The organism is Flavobacterium branchiophilum FL-15 (assembly GCF_000253275.1).
GTDB lineage: Bacteria > Bacteroidota > Bacteroidia > Flavobacteriales > Flavobacteriaceae > Flavobacterium > Flavobacterium branchiophilum.
Window position 1 is genome coordinate 3,409,989 of sequence record NC_016001.1, and the last position, 20,865, is coordinate 3,430,853.

Here is a 20,865-nt window from a genome sequence, read left to right on the forward strand (position 1 = left end):
AAAACCAATTTGTAATGGATCAATTTTACCTTGATTTGAAATACGTTAATAATTTGGTAACATAGTTTTCATCAACTCTAGTTTGAACAGTGCCTGCACCGCATTTTCTAAAAGTATCTTTAAAAAAATGTACATTTTCATGGTAGTGTTTTTCATAATTCAACCGCACCGACTGGGCACTTGTGTCTATCCATTGGGTAACACCCGTTTCGGCATCTTGCATGGCAACTACACCCAAATTGGGCATTTTTTCTTCTCGGGCATCATATACTCTAATCCCTGTAATGTCGTGCTTTTTGCTGGCAATTTTAAGGGGGTGTTCATAATTTTGAGACATAAAATCTGAGATTAAAAACACTATGGCCTTCTTTTTTTGAGTTCCCGACAAAAATTGAAGTGCTTGTGCCAAGTTGGTTTTTTTGCTTTTGGGCTCAAATTCAATCATCTCTCGGATGATTCTCAACACATGTGATTTGCCTTTTTTGGGCGGAATATACAGCTCTATTTGGTCAGAAAATAAAATAAGTCCAATTTTATCGTTGTTTTGTGTAGCCGAAAAAGCCATTGTTGCGGCTATTTCGGTAACAATTTCTTCTTTAAATTGGTTTTTGGAACCAAAACTTTCAGAACCAGAAATATCTACCATCAATAGCATAGTAAGTTCCCGTTCTTCTTCAAAAACCTTGATGTGTGTTTCGTTGTAGCGGGCCGTTACGTTCCAATCGATAGCTCTAATATCGTCGCCATATTGATAAGGACGTACCTCGGCAAAAGTCATTCCTTTGCCTTTAAACGACGTATGGTATTCGCCCGAAAAGATGTGATTGCTCAATCGTCGGGTTTTTATTTCTATTTTGCGAACTTTTTTCAGTAACTCTTTTGTTTCCATTGCTGCTTGGTTTCAGGTTTCAGGTATTCCTTGTTTCAAGTTTTTTTATAAACTTGAAGCTTTATATTTGAAACAAAAAATTAAGGTACTTCAATTTCGTTTACAATTTTGTTGATGATATCTACCGAGGTTACATTTTCGGCCTCGGCTTCATAAGTAATTCCTATTCGATGACGCAATACATCATGAACTACTGCACGCACATCCTCTGGAATTACGTAGCCTCTACGCTTGATAAACGCATAACATTTTGCGGCTATTGCCAAATTGATGCTGCCCCGAGGCGAAGCTCCAAAACTAATTAAGGGCTTCAAACTTTCGAGTTTGTATTTTTCGGGGTAGCGGGTTGCAAAAATAATATCGAGGATGTATTTTTCTATTTTTTCGTCCATATACACCTCTCTAACAGCACTTTGAGCTCTTAAAATTTGTTCTACAGATACTACGGCATTCACTTTTTCAAATGCCCCTTTCAGGTTTTGACGCACCACTAATCGTTCGTCTTCCATTTTTGGATAATCGATAACCGTTTTAAGCATAAAACGATCCATTTGTGCTTCGGGCAACGGATAAGTCCCTTCTTGTTCGACAGGGTTTTGTGTGGCCAAAACTAAAAATGGCTTTTCTAACTTAAAAGTAGTATCGCCAATGGTAACTTGTTTTTCTTGCATGGCTTCCAACAAGGCCGATTGTACCTTGGCTGGTGCACGATTAATTTCGTCGGCAAGTACAAAATTTGCAAAAATAGGCCCTTTTTTGATAGAAAAAGCATTGTCTTTGATGTTGTAAATCATTGTTCCCACTACATCGGCAGGCAACAAATCTGGCGTAAATTGGATTCTACTAAAACTGCCGTGCACGGCTTGAGACAGGGTATTGATGGCCAATGTTTTGGCCAATCCAGGCACCCCTTCTAATAAGATATGGCCTTGTCCTAAAAGTCCAATCAACAACCGTTCGACCATGTATTTTTGTCCTACAATTACTTTGTTCATTTCCATAGTAAGCAAATCGATAAAAGCACTTTCTCTTTCGATTTTTTCGTTGATGGCTCTAATGTCTAATGATGTGCTATGCTCTTCCATTTTAATCTCTTTATTTTTTGAATTTTCGACTTCTGTCTGTTTACGAGTGCAAATTGATATTTTTTTTAGAAGTATAATGTTAAAAATTGGTTAAAACTTTAAGACCGATGCTAAATTTATGCTTGTTTTATGATTCTTTTGGTTTAATTTTAAGAACTCAAACAAAAAAACGATGAAAAAACCTATCTCAAAACTAGTTGCAGGCACCATGACATGGGGTGCATGGGGCAAAAATTGGAATACCAATCAAATGATAGACATGTTACATACTTGTTTAGAACACAACATTTCGACTTTTGATCATGCCGATATTTATGGCAGTTATACTACCGAAGCGGCTTTTGGCAAGGCTTTTTCTGAAAGCAAAATAAACAGAGAAAAGCTACAATTTATTAGTAAATGTGGCATTCAACTAGCTGCCGAAAACCGCAAAACAATAGTCAAGCACTATGATTATTCGGCACATCATATCATACAATCTGTAGAAAATTCGCTCCAAAATTTGCAAACTGATTATTTAGATGTATTGTTGCTCCATCGACCTAGTCCGTTGATGCAGCCCGACGAAATTGCCAATGCAATTCAAAAACTCCAAACAGAAGGTAAAATCATTAGTTTTGGGGTGTCAAACTTTACCGATTGGCAAACGCAGCTCATTGCATCCAAAATACCAGTTGAATATAACCAGATACAATTTTCGGCCAGCCATATTGCCCCCATGCTCGATGGCAGTTTGACTTATATGCAAGCCCAAAATATTGTGCCAATGGCTTGGAATCCACTGGGCAGTGTATTGCAAGGTACAGACGACACCTCGATACGATTGAGCCTATTTGTTACACAATTGGCAAAAAAATACCACACCACGCCAGATGTCATCCTGCTGGCCTGGATACTCAAACACCCTGCCGCCATTATACCCGTGTTGGGAACTACTACGCCAAGTAGGATACAAGCAGCCGTTTTGGCTTTGCAAATAGAATTGGAATTAGAAGATTGGTTTCATATTTGGGAACACAATATAGGCAAAAATGTGCCATAGGGTGTCTTTAAGCTTTTTGCTTGTTTGCAAATTATACTAAAAAACTATTTTAATTAATTTTATATAAAAATAACAAGCATAAATAATGTTATATAATAGAAACAGAAAGTTTAGATTGAATTGATCAAAACAGATTACGTTTTTTATCATAAACTATTCATTACCTAGGAGATAAAATCCATATTTGAAGCTTACAATTGCAGTAAGTTTATTGAAATAACAGAAAAATTACGTGGAAGCAACCCGTGAATTTATATATATTCTTGTTTAATTAATTTAAAATCAGGCTCTAAATAATCCAATAGGTATCAACATATTTTTGTATAAAAATATGTTGATATTTGTTTATAGCTTAGTTTTTTTGAAAAAATTAGCCCAAAGACCAAGTAATATGTATATAATATACTTGATAAATATAATCAGATTTTAAATCTTTCATTTTCTTTTAGAGCATCTAACATAAATTTTTTGTAAATTTTTGACACGTAATATCATTTATTTTAAAACTTAATCTTTTATTTTTATTAAAATTATAAATACATATAAAATTTTAATAATATTTTATATTTTATATTTGAAATCAAAAAATCGATAAAACGCCTATTTTTATCGACAAAAAATACATGTTGTTTAAATTAGATTGCCTCTTTTTTGATAATCAAAAAGGTATAATTCTAAAACACCTGATTTATATGTAAGTATGAAATATTCTTATTTGGTAAATCAAAAAAAAAATGTAATTTTGTACCAAGATAAAAAATATAATTAGCAAAATAAAGAAAAATAAGTCTTTGAAAACTAAATTATTCCTTTTGATAACAATTGTCATCTCGCAGTTGTCGTTTGCACAACAAGCGAACGATTCCTCGGATGTTTATATCAAAGGCATTTTTTATATCGCTAACCAAAATGTAGTGATTCAAAACATGGATATCACTTTAGATCATTCAACTATATCTGGCGAAGGCACTTTTGAAATACAATCTAACAAAATACAAACCTTAACCTGTCGATCGGCAAGCATCAAACGTATTTTGGTTTCAAATCCAAACGTACTGCACATTGAGAATGAAGATAGTTTTGATACTGAAATAGTGTATCTTTCTGATTTCAATAAGATAAATCCAGCAAGTGAAGCAAACATTTTATCAAAACGAACAAATCCTATACTAAAAAATGTAGCTTGTGAAACGGCATTGACCAACAAAGACAAGCAATACTTATTTTTTAAAGATACCAAAATCAAACCCATCAAACCCAGTTTAATTAACCAACAATTGGTTTTAGATTGGGCTATAAATCCATTATTAGATATACAGATAGCGGTATTGATGTTTGATACTCGCAAATCCATTTGTGATATCACAAATAACTTCAAAGATTGGACACTCTCATTAGAAGATAATCCACCTATAATTTAACTAATACTAAAGTCGGAGTTAGTAAAGCCTATATTTTTCATAGTTTGAGGATGATATTCTCATTTTGTCATGAAATTATTTCCAAAATCCATTGATTTTATTGGATTTATCTACTTGATGATGAACTATAATTGAAATTTTTGTATCATTCACTATACTTAGAGAATGTTATAGCAAAAATTCAAAAATTTCAATTTGCAATGCTTTAATATACCATAAATTACCAACTCCAGAACTTTAAAGAATTACTTTAACATCATACCTAATTGCTTAGGCACTGTACTCTTTAAATTACAATTATAATACAATATTTTTTGACTGCTTTTAATAGGGTAAGTCAACTTGAGTTCATAAATTTAAACTAATATATACAATGAAAAAACCAAAATTACTATTATCACTATTACTGCTTACAGCAGCAGGAACTTATGCACAAGTTGGAGTTGGAACAACCAATCCGCAAGGCATTTTCAATGTCGATGGAGGCAAAGATAATGCAAGCTCGGGAACTCCTACAACTGCACAACAAGCCAATGATCTTGTTGTATTATCTACAGGTAATGTAGGTATAGGAACAACATCTCCATTGAATAAACTAGTTGTAAAAGGAACCAACAATCAGCCTTCTGCTCAAAATGTGGATGCTACTAATGCTATACTAAGAGTAGATGGCAGTTCAAACCACGCATTGGATTTTGGAGTTTTAGCCAATTCGCCTTATGGAGCTTATATACAGTCTCAAAATAAAACTGGAGCAACTGGTTTGCCTTTGGCATTGAATCCTTCGGCAGGAAAAGTTGGTATTGGAACTGTAGATCCTAGTGAAGCATTGACTGTTATAACAAGTACCAATGCAGCGGATTTTGGTTTATTTTCAAATGTTACGGTTCCGCCTACATCAGATGTTATGGCGGCTCAAATTAAATTAGGGCATTCAAAAGATTGGTTTACAGGTATTCGAAGTATATTGCCATCTGGATCTGCCAATACAGGATTATTGGACTTGCAATTGACAACAGGTACTGCCTCTTCAGACAATACTCAAGTGGCTAGATTAACTGTGAAAGCCGTGTCTGGTAATGTAGGTATTGGAACAACTAATCCAAATGCAAAACTAGATGTAAGATCTGACTTAAAAGAAGTGGCTCGTTTTACAAGCTCAAAAACCCTTACAGATTTCGCACATATTGCACTTGGTAATGATACAGGTGTTTGGGCAAAACTTGCTGCTGGCTCAGGGGCTTTTGCTATTAGAAATTATACAACAGATGCAACTGTTTTTATACCGATTTAGTAACAGGAAGTACAGGTATTGGTACCGCTTCTCCATCAACTAAATTAGAAGTAGATTCTGGAACTGCCAACGACAGTGGTTTCAAAATGACCAAACTTACCTCTGACGCATCTACTACATCCAATGCCTCTGTAGCTGCTATTGGTGTTGATGCAACTGGAAAAGTAGTACCTCTTGGTTCATCAAAAAGAACATCTAGTGTTGCAACAAACGGAACTGTAGATGTTGCTGTAAGCACCTTTGGTTGTTATGAAGTAACGGTTTCAGGTTCATTTGGAGGTTATAAAACCTTTGCTGACCGATATATAGTGTCTTATGCTAACAATGTAACTAAAATGTCTGTAAAACATATCAATACTATTTATTCAGTATCAAACGGAACTACAGATGATGCTCTAGCAGCTAGTTCATTAAATATTTCTAGTGCTACCCTTGCTCCTGGACATGGATTATACAACATAACTTTTAATGTTTCAGGTAATACTAATGTTATATCTGCAAAAGCACTGGTTAATACTGAATTACTTTCTGTAAAAACACAATTGATGTGGTAAACTAAGCTACTTTTTTTAAAATAACCCGGTTTTGAGCTGATTCAAAATCGGGTTTTTTTTTATTTTTCATGCACTGTACTCTAAAGGTAGGTTTGGGGCTGTATCAGATCAAGTAGGTAAAAGTAAATTGGGGTTTACAGTAAATTATACTATAGTTATATAGTTACAATTGTATTTGTACATTCTTCCTAAAGTTATCACTATAGTTGATACTAATTTTTCATAAAAGCTATTCAACAAGTATTTAGTCCTAAAATAACATTTGATTAATTTAGTCAAAATACTATACCTATTGAAATATACCATTATTAGCTTGGATTTATTAAAAAAGGAGTAACTAAAATTGTTATAATCTGATCTTGATAAGGTATAAATTAAATTAGCTGAACTCATTTTAACCCCAACATCAACGAATGTAATTGAAGTCAAAAAATGATATACAAATCTTCTAATTGTATCAAATCTTTTCAATATCATTGTATTGTTTGCAACTAGAAAAAAACCAAAATATGTTTTTATAGAAACTTTTGATTTAATTCCAACATGGGAAAAATTTACCCAATGAAAGAAAAGAAAAAACAATAGAAATTTTTCCATATTTTGTTCTTGAATTTAAATTATTTAATTTTTTGCATTACTTTTGTCATTGCAAAGATGATACAAACATTTGTATTGAAAAAAAATAGCATAAGTGTTTTTATGAAATCATTATAATGCCCCATGTATTTACATGTAAATCATTTAATATAAAGTATTTATAAATAATATTAGTGTTGTTTTTTGAGTTTTATATTTAGTTTTTAATGTGTTTTTTATCATTTCATTTTATGAATTCATTATATTAAACAATTTTTATAACAATAATAATGCTTAAAAATACATTCAAAATCAAAAACAACACAATTGTTTAGTCAAAACCTACTAAGTTATGTTACTTCAACTCTCGAATTTAAAAAATCTATTCAAAATTTACTTTTTGTCTTTGTTTGTATTTTTAGCCATTAACGCTACTTTTTATTATTTGATGGACGTTAAATTCTATTTTATAGGATATACCATTTTTATACTATTTAATATTTTATATTTAATCTATTTATATTATTTTCAATTAACCAAAAATAATTTTTTATTCTATACCAATTCTACTTTAGTATTTGTGTTTTTAGGTACATTCTTCTATTTAAAACTTTCACCGCATTTAATTACTTGGCACTTTTCAGTAGGAATAGTAGCTTACAACATCACAAGCAGGTCTTATTTTTATAAATGGTTATTTATTGTAAGTTTATTAACTATTTTAAATTTAATAATTTTGAAATATAATTGTTTTAATTATATCAATAACCTTGATGAATTGTCTATAGTAAGCGATGATTATTATTTTTATTTTAATATGAATACTTCCATATATACAATCTTAATTCTTATATTAACCTTAAAATTCATTACTTATAGTGAGTTATTTAAGAATAATGATTACAAATATTTCGTTTTCAGAGAAGAGCATGAACAAGAGAATTTACCAATAACTAAATCTATAACATCCATTAAAAATACAACGCTTGCATATTCTAATTTGAATCCTGAAACTGTATTTGATAATGAACAAATCAAAAATTTATTTGATAAAATTAAATACAGTATAGAGAAAGAGCAAAAATTTTTAGATAGTTCCCTAACATTATCTAGCCTTGCTTTATATTTGAATTCCAATTCTTCCTATGTTTCAAAAGCTATTAATCAATATGCCGATATGAATTTTAATGACTTTATCAATCAATACAGAATAGATTATTTTAAATCACTTTTGAATAATAAAGACAATGATACATTCAAAGTGAGTTATTTATCAACTATTTCAGGTTTTAAAAACCAATCGACTTTTAATAAAGCTTTCAAAAAAATTGAAAATATCACTCCGTCAGATTACCTTAAATTATGTTATCCTCAAAAAAACGACAGCCGATTTTAATGTTATTGATTTTTTTAAACTTTAATTTATTCATTTTGAATGTTTTACATGTTATTTTAGAAAGATTAAACAATTATTTAACACAAAGCATAATTTAAATAAAAAATAGTTGCTAAATTTATACTTTTATTAATATTTTTAACATTTATAATATTTTTTTCTTATTTATTTTAATTTATTAAATAATTTGTAAACAAAAAATACATGCTATAAATATTTTTTAAAATATTTAAAAAAATCATATAACCAAAAATAAAATAAAATAAAATAAAAAAATCGACAAGTTAATTTTTTTTAACGTTGAAGTTTTAATTTTTCAACATTTAACCCATTTACAACTGTAATTTATGTTTTAAAATTCAAAAAAAAAACCACATTTTAAACAAGTGTAAAAAAATCAAATTTGGAAATACTGACACAGTTTATGTATATTTGTGGCAGTTATATGTATTAGATTATAAACATTACTATTGTCGTGAATTTTAAACTTTTTCTTATATTTGCAATTGTATTTTCGCATTTGTCATTTGGGCAACATGCAATAGATTCTGCTGGTGTATATATCAAAGGAGTTGTTTATATAGCTCAACAAAATGTAGTGATTCGAAACATGGACTTAACTTTAGACCATTCGGTCATTTCAGGAGATGGTACTATTGAAATGCAATCAAACCGAACTCAAAACTTAATTTGTCGTACCACAAACGACAAACGTATTTTAATTTCATCACCAAATGCAGTGCATATTGAAACGGGTAATCATGTTGAAATAGCCATTGCTAGTATTTCAAATCAGGGAAAATGTAATGATTTTAATGAAAAAAAGATTTTATCAAACCCTATTTTGATAAATGTAATTAGCGAGACAGCACCAAATATTAAAGAAAAACAGTATTTGTTTTTTAAAAATGCTAAATTCAAACCTTTCAAAACCAGTTTAATTAACCAACAATCAGTTTTGGATTGGGATTTAAACCCTAAGATAGACATGATAGTCATTTATTTTGAAATAGATACCCGCAAAATCATTAGTACCCCCACAAACAAATTCAACAATTGGGTGCTACCTTTTGATGAAAACCCTCCAAAAAGTATAATATCTAGGGCTAATTTTTATAAATTACATCATTTTTGGTGTTAGGGATTGTAGTGGAAATCGTTTTTTTGAGGCTTATTTTGCCAAAAAAAAGATTGGATTTAACACTCGTCCCTGTAAGGACACCTAAAAAATGCTAGATTCATTTATTGTTCTATTTACAATTTAGCCCCCTTTAGCTTTGAATAATTTCAACTATAGCCGAGGTATTAAAAATTTTAGCGATTATTATTAGCCAAACATATAATTTGACAGCTTTTTTGTAAAGCTAGTCAATTCAATCCAATTATTTAATATATACAATGAAAAAAACTAAATTACTATTGTCATTTTTGCTGCTATCTGCAGCTGGTACCTACGCACAAGTAGGAGTAGGTACAACCAACCCTCAAGGTGTTTTTAATGTGGATGCGTCAAAAGATAATGCTGCAACAGGAGCCCCTACAGTTGCACAACAAGCCAATGATTTTTTTATTAATGCTGCTGGAAGAGTAGGTATTGGTGTACTACCCGGAACAAATAAGTTACTTGTTAATGGTAGCGGGAAATTCACACCTACTACAACAAACGATGGTGCTGGAGAACCCGTATCTATAGAAATGTATGGCAAAGCAGGAACTGGTACTTATACCTCTGTAGGTGGAATAAAATTGTCTTGGTATGTTGCAACGGGTGGTATTGATATCCTAAGAGGTCCATCTGATAAAGGTGTTGGATTAGGTTTTAGTATTGCATCTGAAACAAACGTTACATCTGAAGCTATGCGAATTAGTGCTACTGGAAATGTAGGGATAGGAACTACAAGTCCCACGGAAAAATTAGATGTAGCTGGTAATATTAAATTATCCGGAAAGTTAATGCCTGGAGGCAACGCTGGAACAACTGGTCAATTGTTATTTAGCCAAGGGACTTCTGCAGCACCACAATGGATATCGCCTTCAGTTACAAACTTACCTACTTTTTATTCAGTTGATGGTGTTCTTGCTGGAAATAGAAATGTTGTAATGGAAGATAAAACTATAACGTTTTCAACAGATAATACAAAAATCAATGCCTACAATATTGATAGTGGAACATTTTCTTTAGATGCCTTGAATGACAGAGTAGGTATTGGTACAACAAGTCCTTTGGCAAAATTAGATGTTCAATCATCCGTAAAAGAAGTAGCCAGATTTACGAGTAGTCAAACTTTGAATAATTTTAGTTATATTTCTATCGGTAATGCCTCGGGTTCTTGGACAAAACTAGCCTCAGGTTCTGGAGCTTTTGCTATTAGAAATTATAATACTGACGCCACAGTGTTTTATTCAGATTTAGTTTCTGGAAATACGGGAATTGGAACATCTTCACCTTCTACTAAATTAGAAATAGATTCTGGTACAGCAGATGATAGTGGTCTTAAATTAACCAAACTTACCTCTGCGTCTGTAAACACATCTACTGCCTCCACTGCAGCTTTAGGGGTAAATGCATCTGGTAAAGTAGTAACTATGGGGACCTCCAAAAGAGTTGATAGCGTGGCTACTAATGGAGTGGTTACTTTACCTGTTGCGGCTTTTGGTACTTATAAAGTAACCGTGTCTGGATCACATGGTAATTTTAAAACTTTTGCAGATGAATATTTAATTTGCTACGCCAACACTTTTGTTAAAATTACAGCTGTTCATTTATCAAGTGCTTATTCTAACGGTACCACATCAATAGCTACTACTCCGCCTAATACAGATAGCTTTAGTTTGACACCAGGACATGGCATTTATACACTGACATCCTCTATGGCTTATGGTGATCAACAATGTAACTTGGTTGCTACGGCATTAACAAATACTGAAATTATTGCAATAAAAACGCAAGTACTCTGGTAGAACAAAATTATGAGAAGGCTGTACAAAAATATTGTGCAGCCTTTTTTTTATCCTATTTTATTTTTCTAAAATTCCATATCAGTTGAACTGTTTTTTTTCAAATCAGAATATTTTTTTTGCCTTTTTATAAAATATAAATATACAATACTCTGTACCTTATAATATGTTTGTATTGTAGGGTTGTTTCGTTTTTTGTAAAACCGGACAAACATTTGATAAAATTTAAAATGAGCTTTGATAATTGCCCATATATGACTCCATTTGCCTTTTGTAAGAAATTGTATCCCAGCCAATCCATCTAAAATCAATCGAAAAAACAAGGTACTATATAACTGATTTTGAGGAAGGTTTTTGGTAAGCATCAATAATGAATTTCTAAAATTCAAATACGTTTTTTGTGGATTTCCTTGTTCTAATGTTGCTCCACCCACATGATACACCGTGGATTGACTCACATATTTGATATGATAATGTTGGTTGATAGCCCTCCAACACAAATCAATTTCTTCTTGGTGTGCAAAAAAATCAGGATCAAAACCTTTTAAGGAATCAAAAACGGGTTTTCGTATAAAAAAACAAGCCCCCGAAGCCCAAAATATTGTGGTATTGTCGTTGTATTGTCCACAATCTTCTTCTATTGTGTCAAAAAAACGACCTCTACAAAATGGAAAACCAAAACGGTCTATAAAACCACCAGCTGCTCCTGCATATTCAAAATATTTCTGTTTTTTGAAATCCAAAATTTTTGGCTGAATTATTGCAGTATTTGGTTCGTTTTCAAAGGTTTGTATAATAGGGACCAACCAATTATGGGTTACTTCAATGTCAGAATTTACTAGCGCATACACATCGGCATCTACCTGCTGCAAAGCTTCGTTATAGCCTTGTGCAAAACCAAAATTATAAGCATTTTGAATGATCTGAACCTCTGGATAATGGTTTTGTAACCATAAAACAGAATCGTCTGTAGAGGCATTGTCGGCTACATAAACCGTTACTCCATCCGAAAATTGAAGTACCGAGGGCAAAAACTGTTCTAAAAGTGTTTTGCCGTTCCAATTTAAAATGACAATGGCAATTTTTAATGGTGATGCTATCATAAAAAAATCAATTAGGTTGGTTCATTAAAGGCAATTGAGACAAAAAAGTATAAGCTTCTGCATCAAAATCCAAGCTACAAAAATAATGATTCAATCCATTACTTACCATCAAATATTGGGCTTTGAGCGTCAAATTGTAGCGGGCTATTTGGTCGAATGTGTCTTGCGAAATTTTAATTTGTGGGGCTTTACACTCCACAAGCAAAAAAATAGATCCATCTTTTTGAAAAACGACAACATCATATCTTTTGGTTAAATTATTGATTTTCAATACTTTTTCAACATTTATCAACGATTTTGGATACCGCAAAACTTGTATCAAATATTGAACCACGTGTTGTCGCACCCACTCTTCGGGGGTAAGGATTATAAATTTTTTTCTGATTTCATCAAAAATAGCCGTTTTATTGGCTATTTTTTTAAATCTAAATTCAAAAACAGGAAAGTTTAATTCTTGCATGGCACAAAAATAAATAAAAATATAGGAATTATAAAGTGCCTGTATTGAGGTTTGTTGTAATTTTGTTTTTTTATTAAAAAAATCAGTATTGGGATAGCCCAAAAAAGCATTATGGACGAAGCAGTAAAAATAGTAAACGATATTAAGGCAGGAAATATAAAACCTATCTATTTTTTGATGGGTGAGGAACCGTATTATATAGATAAAATATCTGATTATATAGAAAAAAACGTATTATCTGAAGACGAAAAAGGTTTCAACCAATCGGTTTTATATGGCCGAGATGTTACCATTGAAGACATTGTTGGGAGTGCCAAACGCTACCCCATGATGGCCGACCGCCAAGTAGTTATTGTAAAAGAAGCCCAAGAACTGAGCCGAACTATAGACAAACTTGAATCCTATGCTGCACAACCCATGGCTACTACGGTTTTGGTGATTTGTTATAAATATAAAACCCTAGACAAACGCAAAAAAGTAACCAAACTCATCGAAAAAAATGGCTTGGTGTTTGAAAGCAAAAAATTATATGAAAATCAAGTTGGCCTATGGATCACACGTGTATTGAAAGGCAAAAACCTTACGATAGAACCTAAGGCAAATGCCATGTTAGTCGAATTTTTGGGTACTGATTTGAACAAAATTAATAACGAAATAGAAAAATTACAAATCATTTTGCCTTCTGGTGCTGCAATAACACCCAAAATTATTGAAGACAATATTGGCTTTAGCAAAGATTTTAATGTATATGAATTTAGAAAAGCCATTGGCGAACGCAATCAAGTAAAAGCCTATAAAATAGCCCATTATTTTGCCGAAAATCCTAAAGAACATCCCATTGTAGCTACAACAAGTTTAATATTTAGTTATTTTGTACAATTGCTTCAATATCATGGATTGAAAGACAAGAGTTCCAAAAATGTAGCGGTCGTATTAAAAATCAATCCTTATTTCGTGAAAGATTATGATATAGCCCTAAAAAATTATCCGATGCGAAAAGTAAGTGCCATTGTGGCTACCCTACGTGATATAGACGTGAAGAGCAAAGGTGTTGGCAGCAATTCTATACCAATGGGCGATTTGCTTAAAGAAATGTTGATTAGCATTTTTAATTAAATAAACCCATTATTTTTTGTACATATCCAAAATATGTTTATATTTGCACCGCATTGGGGGATTAGCTCATTTGGCTAGAGCGCTTGCCTGGCAGGCAAGAGGTGGTCGGTTCGAATCCGATATTCTCCACATCAAAAAAACCGCAATCCTTTTGGAATTGCGGTTTTTTTTTACTTTTATAGGAATATAAACTACTTATCTTTAGCAATATACGTTTTGTTTCCGTTGTCGTTAATGTAGTATCTGCCTCCTTTTGGTCCTGTATATACTTTTTTTCCATTGTATTCGCCTGTTACTTTGTCTGTCGTTTTTGTAACAGTGGTTTTGGCTTTGGTTTCAGTAGCTTTTACTTCTTTTTTGGCTTTAGTTTCAGCAGCTTTTGGCATTTCTTTTGCCTTGGTTTCAGCAGTTTTTGCCTCTTTTTTGGCTTTAGTTTCAGCAGCTTTTGGCATTTCTTTTGCCTTAGTTTCGGCGGTTTTTGCCTCTTTTTTGGCTTTGGATTCGGCAGCTTTGGCGTCTTTTTTAGCTTTAGCTTCGGCAGCTTTAGCCTCTTTTTTAGCTTTGTCATCTGCATCTGCAGCGTCCTTTTTAGCTTTAGCTTCGGCAGCTTTAGCATCTTTTTTGGCTTCAACTACTTTTGTCGAGGCTTCTTTTTTGGCTTTTTTAGCTTTGGTAGCCATTCCTGCCACATCTTGTGCATAAAATGAGTTTGAAAATAAAGCGAAAATGGCTAATAATAGTAACTTTTTCATTGTGTTTGATTTTTTAAATTATAATATAAAATTAATCATTTTTTTGATTCAAAAATACATCTTTCAAAAATCGAGCCACATTTTTTTAAAAAAAGGCTTTTAACTGAATATTTCCAGTATGAATGGTTTGCGAGGTGGCCGATTTTCTGCCTTGGTATTGTATGCTAAGATTCAAATATTGGGTAATATTTTTTTGAACCATCAGTCGCCAGGTGCTGTTTTGTCCAGCCTGAAGCCCTTCGAGCATTTGAAAAGCAACAGGCGAAATGGGATTGCCCTGAAACTGATTGTTATAAAAATGAGTTTCGGCACTAACCGATGTTTTGCTTTGACCCATGTACGAAAAAACCAATCCCAGATGGCTTTGCTTTAAAGTTTCCGAACCCAAAAGGACGTTTTCTTTTTGCTGATAAGCCATAATAAAATCCAAATTGGTTGTTTTGGAAAACAAATACCGTAGGGAAGGCATCAAATCAAAACTTTTGATTTTGTAATTTCGACTGGTATAATTTTCTGAACTGACCTCAACAATACTCGATTTGACCTGAAAAGCGGCAAGCCAACTTTTTTGTATCAAATGTTCGTATTGCAATTGGTGCAACTGGTTTTGGTTTTCGACCGAGCCAACAGATAACCAGTTTTTGATATTGCTTTTCAAAAAAGTGTAGGTTATAGCGTGCTGCTGTTTGCCTCTGTTATAATAAAGGGCATTTCGCAAATGAGTATTTATACTCAAAGCTTGATTTGAATTTCCAAAAGGATTCAAATCAAAATGATCTGATAATTGCAGTATTTTTCGTTCAGCCAAAAGATTGGTGTGGTTGTAAAATCGTGTCCAAATTGATTGGCTTCCAAACTTATTTTGCCAAACACTTGGATTGATAATCAAATTTTCTGTTAGTTTATTTTGATGTGTTTTAACAAAAATTTGGTTTGGCAAAAACACCCTTACATATTTGGCTTGATCTGGAAATGGAGCTGTTTCAAATTCTTGTAGTTCCTGAATCCCATTTTGATTGTAATCGTTCCAAGCATAAACTCCTTGTCCTGGGGGCACTTCAATGTACGTAAATTCTTGTTGAGAAACGCTGCCCGACTGGGTTTCATAACCAAAGGTGTTTTGTATCAATTGATTCAAAAAAGTGCCGTTGTATAATATCCTAGAGTTAATTGCGGTTTCTTTTTTTTGTAAAATATTTTCAAAAGCAAGGGTTCGATGGTTCAGATAAAAAGACAACTGTTGAGTTTGGTTTTGAATTAATTTTGATTTGATATAATAAGTTGTGGATTGATTGACTCTTTTCAAAATACCTTGTTGAAGGCTGTCGTTGAATCGTTTTTGAAATCCCAACTCTACAAAAACTTTGGTAGAATCGCCCCTTGAAACAAAACCCGAAAATGCATTAAATCGTTGGCTTAGTGCTGATAATGTATTGGTATTCCATAGCCTTTGTTGGTTGTTTTCTGACTTGGAAGTCAATCCAAAACGATTTTGTTGTATTGTATATGTTATTTTGCTGTCGTTTTTAAAAAAAAGGGTGTTGGCCTCCGTACTATGGCTTTGCAAATAACTGGTTTGTTGAAAAATGTGCCATTTTTGATGTCGCATTTGAGCCAAAAAAAGGTGTTTGTTCCCCGAAAATGAACTGCCAAAAGCCAAATTTTCATATTGGTATTGCAGCAATCCTTTTTGTGGGTGGGTTGCCTGAAGCCCCAAAACCCAATATTGTTGCTCCCCTCCTACTGTTGGCAAACTCCAATCACGGTTAAACTCTATAGACAAAACCCTCTCGATGGGTTTAAAATGTTGTTGTATAATATCAAAATTGGCCAACGCATCCAATTGCCATTTTTTGCTGATTAACCGTTGCTTGAGGTGCCATTTGCTGGCCAAGCCTATATTATTTGCATCATCAAGATTTGAAAATAAATTTTGATCGTGCTGGCTCACCGCTACTTCAAAGCTAATATTTGTTTTGTCGTTTGGATTATATTTCCCAAAAACAGTAGCCATTTGAAGTTTTATAGGAGCTACTAATTTGACTATTGGCTCATAATTGCCTTGAAGTATGCCGCCTATGGGTGCAACATATTGGTAAATTTTGCCAATAGCATTGGCACTTTCCAACCTGTAATGCCCTTGATTATTACCTACCAATAAAAATTTTACTTGATACAACTCGTCTGTACTATTATTAGAATATTCAAAAAAAGTTTCGTTGTTTTGGATGACTTTTTTGTATAAAATTTTATTATTAGAATACGTATCCAAAAAGGCCGACGGTGCCACCATCAGGTTTGGATTGTCGCCAGCGGCCACCAAATATGATACTTGATCTGCTGATAGGTTTTGCATCAATGGTTGGTTTTTTACATCATTTTCAGAGTATATAAAACTACTCAACTGCCATTTTTTAGCTTCGTGTTGCACGCCAGAATAAGCCACAAATCGGGTAAAATTTTGATTTGTATATTGGTATTCGACTGCAATTCTCATTTCGGAGTTTATAGGAAACAAAGCTGTAAATCTAATTTCGCCAGCATTATAATCGATAACATATTGTTTGTTTTCGCCTCGTTCCAATAAAATTCCATTTACAAAAACACGTTCAGAACCTGCAATGACTAATACATACAATTCGTCGTTGCTGCCTCTAAGTTTGTAGGGCCCTTGATTGCCTTCTTGTCCTACAAAATTACTTTTAGCATATTGCCCTCTAACTACTGCTGCCGAGGCATAGATATTGGTTTTTGCATCTTGGCTATGGGTTGTTATTTGGGTTGAAACGCCTTGTAGTTTTTTATTGAAATTTAAAAAAGTGGATTGTCTGTTTTCCAAAAACAAATCTCCAGCCCTAACCTGCCATTGCGGTGCCTGAAGTTCAATAAATATTTGATCAAACTCGTTGAGCCTTTGCGAATATCCATCGTTTTTTAGGGGAATATTACTGTCCTGAATTGAGGCTTTTAGACTGATATTTTGGGCTATTTTTCCTGTAATTTGCAAATCGAGGTTTGAATTTACAACCGAGTTTTGATTGTTTCCAATAGTGAGTCCACGGCTAATGCTACCCGAAGTATTTAGTCCATCTAATGGTTTAAATGGCGTTATTTGGTCGTCTTTACTTTTATACAATTGGTCGCCATATTCGTTTTTTACAATTCTATTGTCGTCAAAATAAGCATATTTTTTTGTTAAAAAATCGGGCCATTTTTGATAACTCACTTGTATTGAATCTGTACTTTTTTGAAATTTTGGTTTAAGAATTAATAACGATTTTTGAAAATCAATATGATAATAAGAGGTGTCTAAAATTTGATTTTGAGCATTTTTCAGTTCAAAAAAAGTGGGATTGATACTGTTTTTTTCTAAATAAATACTATCTTTTAAAACATGTATTTTTTTTTTTTTTTGCAATATAAAAGTTTCTTGAGCATAAGCTGTGCTACAACAAACAAATAAAATGACTTTCAAATAAAATTTCAACATACTTTATACAACGAATAAGTGCCAAAAGTAGTATGTTTTTATAAAATAAAAATTTTTTTGACTTGGGTTGTTTGATATTGTACTAATACCAAATATACATATAAAATAGTCCAATCTATTGGTTCTTTTTTGCTAAAATCATTCAAAAAAAATAGTTCCGTAGCCCAGCTATGCAACGATTTTTTTTGACAATTTTTTCTAAAAATAACTACGCATCTTTGGACTATTTTATAAATATATTTGGTATAAATTATAGTTTAGATTACAATAAACCCAAGCTTTTTGATATTCTTAGGATCAAATACCATAAAGTTTGGGTTTAGAAATATTAAAATTAAAAAGGCAAATCATCGTGCTCTTCCTCTGTAAAGTTGGTTACTGGAGGAAATGTTTGAGCTTGAGGGGGTGCCTGCTGAAATTGCTGCGCAGGAGCTTGCTGCTGGTATTGTGGGGGTGCTTGTTGCTGATACTGTGGAGGTGCTGGAGCTCCTGGTGCTGCCAATCTTTCGATTCGCCATCCTTGAATGTCGTTAAAATATTTGACTTCGCCTTGTGGATTTACCCATTCTCTTCCTCTCAAATTGATTGAAACTTTAACGTCTTCACCAATTTGAAAATTGTTCAAAGTATCGCATTTATCTTGAACAAAATTGATTGAAATATACTGCGGATACTGCTCTTCTGTAGCAACCACGATTTCTCTTTTTCTAAACGACGCACTAACCTGTTGCTCTGGATTAATGACTTTGATTTTTCCGATAACTTCCATTTTGATATATATTAAATAATTCTGATTCTATTGTTGATAAGCTAAAAGAACTTTCCAAGCCATAAGGACTTGATTCTGATCCAAATAAGCTTTGGCTTTTTCAAAAACCGCATTTTCGCTAGATGTTTTCAAAAAATTTTGCATCTCTAAATTTTCTTGTACAAATGTATTAATTTCTTCTGAATTTGGCAAAATTTCTATATTTCCTAATTTTCCCAAATCGTTGCCACAAAATACGGTACTTTTTTGAATAGCCATCGGAATGGCATCTACGCCTATACCCAAATTGACCAAGGGTTTTGCTACTTCAAAAAGCCCCTCTTTGGCACGAGAATACCAGTTTTTGCCTAATCGAGAGACTAAATCTATTTTTTCGGGGTCGATGCTGCCATCTGCATCCAAAATCGAGGGGTTGATGTGTATTTTCACTACTTCGCAAATGATCAAATGCCCTGCCCCTCCTTGTGTGCCTAAAGGTTTGATTTCGTTTACCTTACACTCCAATTGAATGGGACTTTCCAAAACTCTAAAAGGTTTGACCTCATGCGATGCTATTGGAGTAAATCCAGATTTTAAAAATTCGTTTACCCCCGATGGATATTCTGTGCTAGAGAGCGACATTTGTTGTACCATATCAAAAGACACAACATTAATAACCACTTCGTTTGTGGCCTCGCAATTGATAAGGGTATGTTTGAGCGAGTGATCTCGAACACGGCGGGCAGGCGAAAACACCAATATTGGTGGATTGGCACTAAAAATATTGAAAAAACTGAAAGGCGACAAGTTGGGACATCCCAACACATCAACGGTGCTAGCCAATGCAATGGGTCTAGGAGCAACTGCCCCCTGAAGGTAGCCTTGGAGCTCGGAAACCGAGAGTTCGGAAGGTATAATACTAATCATTTGAAATCATTTTTTAGCAAAAATACTAAACATCTTTTTAGATTGTATTGAAAAGCAATTATTTATTTTGCAATGCCCATTTAGATGGATTACACTTGCAACCCCAGAAAAAAAATGTAATTTTGCCTAAAAAACAGCCACATGAAAAACAAATATGTCGATTTTGTTTCTGATGATCATTTTTTAAAGTGTGTAGCCAATTTACATATCGCTTATTTGAAAGCCAAAAATAACGTTACAAAAAAGCATTTTTATTCCAATAAAGTAGATACTATTAAATTAACTTTTGATGCTAAATTCAATGCTATTGACGAAGAAAGCTTGATTCGGGCAGAAATATTGAGACAAATTGACAAATCCATCAACAATTCAATAGGTACATTTCACGAACAAATATTAGGCGGAATTGCTGGTTTTGAAGTGGGCAATTTGAGTGGTTTTGATATTAAGGCAACGGATAATAGTTTGTTTGCAGATATTAAAAACAAACACAATACTATGAATAGTAGTTCTGCCGAAGCACTATTTCAAAAGCTATCTAGATATGCGGATGATTATAAAAAATCTAAATGTTATTGGGTACAAGTTTTAGCAAAAACAAGTTTTTGTGAACTTTGGAAAGGAGATATAAACGGAAAAGAATACGGACATAGTAGGGTTTATAAAATTTCAGGCGACCAATTTTACGCATTACTTTCAGGTCAAAAAGATGCTCTTTTTCAATTGTATAAAAGCTTACCAATTGCAATTAATGATTATTTAGAATCCATTGAAAAAATAGCAACAGAAAAAGAAAACTCGGCTTTAGAGGAAATTAAAATAGAAACAGAAATTTCAAAAAGAACCATTTTAGATCAAATTACCTTTGAAAATTATAGTTATTATTTAGGGTTTGATCAGTTATAATTTTCTTGTAAAAGCAAATATTTTAAAATAAGTTCAATGTTTTTCTTAACCTGAATAATATTAGAATTCAAACCGAAATGTTGCAATTGATGGATAGGATTTTCAATTATAAAATCAACAGTAATATAGACAGGGATTAAATTACCCC

The 20,865-nt window shown here is 32.8% G+C and carries 17 protein-coding genes and 1 tRNA gene; 10 read left to right on the plus strand and 8 right to left on the minus strand.

The genetic code is table 11. From position 1 onward, the window contains the following. Nucleotides 1–25 precede the first annotated feature (25 nt). Both FBFL15_RS14915 and FBFL15_RS14920 read right to left on the minus strand, forming a co-directional pair. The gene (locus FBFL15_RS14915) at nt 26–889 is read right to left on the minus strand and encodes a DUF58 domain-containing protein (RefSeq protein WP_014085340.1); all 864 of its coding nucleotides are present in this window, start codon (nt 887–889) and stop codon (nt 26–28) included. 80 nt (nt 890–969) lie between these two features. Beyond that, on the minus strand, nt 970–1,974 hold the full coding sequence (locus tag FBFL15_RS14920) for an AAA family ATPase (RefSeq protein ID WP_014085341.1): 1,005 nt from the start codon (nt 1,972–1,974) through the stop codon (nt 970–972). Nucleotides 1,975–2,146: 172 nt separating this feature from the next. Here FBFL15_RS14920 and FBFL15_RS14925 point away from each other — a divergent pair, with 172 nt between their 5' ends. The 7 genes from FBFL15_RS14925 to FBFL15_RS14955 all read left to right on the plus strand — a co-directional run bounded on the left by FBFL15_RS14925 (nt 2,147) and on the right by FBFL15_RS14955 (nt 11,218). Next, the gene (locus FBFL15_RS14925; protein ID WP_014085342.1) at nt 2,147–3,016 is read left to right on the plus strand and encodes an aldo/keto reductase; all 870 of its coding nucleotides are present in this window, start codon (nt 2,147–2,149) and stop codon (nt 3,014–3,016) included. Nucleotides 3,017–3,807: 791 nt separating this feature from the next. After that, the gene (locus tag FBFL15_RS14930; protein WP_014085343.1) at nt 3,808–4,437 is read left to right on the plus strand and encodes a hypothetical protein; all 630 of its coding nucleotides are present in this window, start codon (nt 3,808–3,810) and stop codon (nt 4,435–4,437) included. Between the two features lie 373 nt (nt 4,438–4,810). Continuing rightward, nucleotides 4,811–5,731: a hypothetical protein gene (locus tag FBFL15_RS15945; RefSeq protein WP_050881332.1), complete on the plus strand. Its 921-nt coding sequence runs from the start codon at nt 4,811–4,813 to the stop codon at nt 5,729–5,731. A gap of 86 nt (nt 5,732–5,817) precedes the next feature. Continuing rightward, nucleotides 5,818–6,285, plus strand: coding sequence for a hypothetical protein (locus FBFL15_RS14940; RefSeq protein WP_044032359.1), 468 nt, complete (start codon nt 5,818–5,820; stop codon nt 6,283–6,285). A 928-nt stretch (nt 6,286–7,213) separates the two neighbouring features. Then, nucleotides 7,214–8,257 (plus strand): helix-turn-helix domain-containing protein, encoded by a 1,044-nt coding sequence (locus FBFL15_RS14945; RefSeq protein ID WP_014085345.1) that lies wholly within the window; start codon nt 7,214–7,216, stop codon nt 8,255–8,257. Nucleotides 8,258–8,732: 475 nt separating this feature from the next. Further along, nucleotides 8,733–9,398, plus strand: coding sequence for a hypothetical protein (locus FBFL15_RS14950; protein WP_014085346.1), 666 nt, complete (start codon nt 8,733–8,735; stop codon nt 9,396–9,398). A gap of 257 nt (nt 9,399–9,655) precedes the next feature. Continuing rightward, entirely contained in the window at nt 9,656–11,218 is a 1,563-nt protein-coding gene (locus FBFL15_RS14955) for a hypothetical protein (protein WP_014085347.1), read from the plus strand. 65 nt (nt 11,219–11,283) lie between these two features. Here FBFL15_RS14955 and FBFL15_RS14960 read toward each other — a convergent pair whose 3' ends face one another. Both FBFL15_RS14960 and FBFL15_RS14965 read right to left on the minus strand, forming a co-directional pair. Further along, a complete protein-coding gene (locus FBFL15_RS14960) occupies nt 11,284–12,318 on the minus strand; it encodes a glycosyltransferase family 2 protein (protein WP_014085348.1) in 1,035 nt (344 codons plus the stop codon). Nucleotides 12,319–12,325: 7 nt separating this feature from the next. Continuing rightward, nucleotides 12,326–12,778 carry a type I restriction enzyme HsdR N-terminal domain-containing protein gene (locus FBFL15_RS14965; RefSeq protein WP_014085349.1) on the minus strand — a complete coding sequence of 151 codons (453 nt, stop codon included), beginning with the start codon at nt 12,776–12,778 and terminating at the stop codon, nt 12,326–12,328. 111 nt (nt 12,779–12,889) lie between these two features. On the opposite strand from FBFL15_RS14965, the gene holA reads away from it, so the two are divergent. Next, on the plus strand, nt 12,890–13,894 hold the full coding sequence (holA, locus tag FBFL15_RS14970) for a DNA polymerase III subunit delta (RefSeq protein ID WP_014085350.1): 1,005 nt from the start codon (nt 12,890–12,892) through the stop codon (nt 13,892–13,894). Nucleotides 13,895–13,949: 55 nt separating this feature from the next. Further along, nucleotides 13,950–14,023: transfer RNA gene (locus FBFL15_RS14975), tRNA-Ala, on the plus strand. Between the two features lie 62 nt (nt 14,024–14,085). Here FBFL15_RS14975 and FBFL15_RS14980 read toward each other — a convergent pair. The 4 genes from FBFL15_RS14980 to FBFL15_RS14995 form a co-directional block, all read right to left on the minus strand. Continuing rightward, on the minus strand, nt 14,086–14,646 hold the full coding sequence (locus FBFL15_RS14980) for a hypothetical protein (protein WP_014085351.1): 561 nt from the start codon (nt 14,644–14,646) through the stop codon (nt 14,086–14,088). A gap of 85 nt (nt 14,647–14,731) precedes the next feature. After that, nucleotides 14,732–18,136, minus strand: a complete 3,405-nt coding sequence (locus FBFL15_RS14985) for a hypothetical protein (protein ID WP_014085352.1) — start codon at nt 18,134–18,136, stop codon at nt 14,732–14,734. A 334-nt stretch (nt 18,137–18,470) separates the two neighbouring features. Then, the gene (locus FBFL15_RS14990; RefSeq protein WP_014085353.1) at nt 18,471–18,905 is read right to left on the minus strand and encodes a DUF3127 domain-containing protein; all 435 of its coding nucleotides are present in this window, start codon (nt 18,903–18,905) and stop codon (nt 18,471–18,473) included. A gap of 27 nt (nt 18,906–18,932) precedes the next feature. After that, a complete protein-coding gene (locus tag FBFL15_RS14995; RefSeq protein WP_014085354.1) occupies nt 18,933–19,811 on the minus strand; it encodes a flavin reductase family protein in 879 nt (292 codons plus the stop codon). Between the two features lie 141 nt (nt 19,812–19,952). On the opposite strand from FBFL15_RS14995, the gene FBFL15_RS15000 reads away from it, so the two are divergent. Then, nucleotides 19,953–20,717 (plus strand): Eco47II family restriction endonuclease, encoded by a 765-nt coding sequence (locus FBFL15_RS15000; RefSeq protein ID WP_014085355.1) that lies wholly within the window; start codon nt 19,953–19,955, stop codon nt 20,715–20,717. Nucleotides 20,718–20,865: the final 148 nt, after the last annotated feature.

Coding starts and splice junctions, on each gene's coding strand:
- FBFL15_RS14915 (WP_014085340.1), bottom strand. CDS start 889: ATGGAAACAAAAGAGTTACTGAAAAAAGTTCGCAAAATAGAAATAAAA.
- FBFL15_RS14920 (WP_014085341.1), bottom strand. CDS start 1,974: ATGGAAGAGCATAGCACATCATTAGACATTAGAGCCATCAACGAAAAA.
- FBFL15_RS14925 (WP_014085342.1), top strand. CDS start 2,147: ATGAAAAAACCTATCTCAAAACTAGTTGCAGGCACCATGACATGGGGT.
- FBFL15_RS15945 (WP_050881332.1), top strand. CDS start 4,811: ATGAAAAAACCAAAATTACTATTATCACTATTACTGCTTACAGCAGCA.
- FBFL15_RS14940 (WP_044032359.1), top strand. CDS start 5,818: ATGACCAAACTTACCTCTGACGCATCTACTACATCCAATGCCTCTGTA.
- FBFL15_RS14945 (WP_014085345.1), top strand. CDS start 7,214: ATGTTACTTCAACTCTCGAATTTAAAAAATCTATTCAAAATTTACTTT.
- FBFL15_RS14955 (WP_014085347.1), top strand. CDS start 9,656: ATGAAAAAAACTAAATTACTATTGTCATTTTTGCTGCTATCTGCAGCT.
- FBFL15_RS14960 (WP_014085348.1), bottom strand. CDS start 12,318: ATGATAGCATCACCATTAAAAATTGCCATTGTCATTTTAAATTGGAAC.
- FBFL15_RS14965 (WP_014085349.1), bottom strand. CDS start 12,778: ATGCAAGAATTAAACTTTCCTGTTTTTGAATTTAGATTTAAAAAAATA.
- holA (WP_014085350.1), top strand. CDS start 12,890: ATGGACGAAGCAGTAAAAATAGTAAACGATATTAAGGCAGGAAATATA.
- FBFL15_RS14980 (WP_014085351.1), bottom strand. CDS start 14,646: ATGAAAAAGTTACTATTATTAGCCATTTTCGCTTTATTTTCAAACTCA.
- FBFL15_RS14985 (WP_014085352.1), bottom strand. CDS start 18,136: ATGTTGAAATTTTATTTGAAAGTCATTTTATTTGTTTGTTGTAGCACA.
- FBFL15_RS14990 (WP_014085353.1), bottom strand. CDS start 18,905: ATGGAAGTTATCGGAAAAATCAAAGTCATTAATCCAGAGCAACAGGTT.
- FBFL15_RS14995 (WP_014085354.1), bottom strand. CDS start 19,811: ATGATTAGTATTATACCTTCCGAACTCTCGGTTTCCGAGCTCCAAGGC.
- FBFL15_RS15000 (WP_014085355.1), top strand. CDS start 19,953: ATGAAAAACAAATATGTCGATTTTGTTTCTGATGATCATTTTTTAAAG.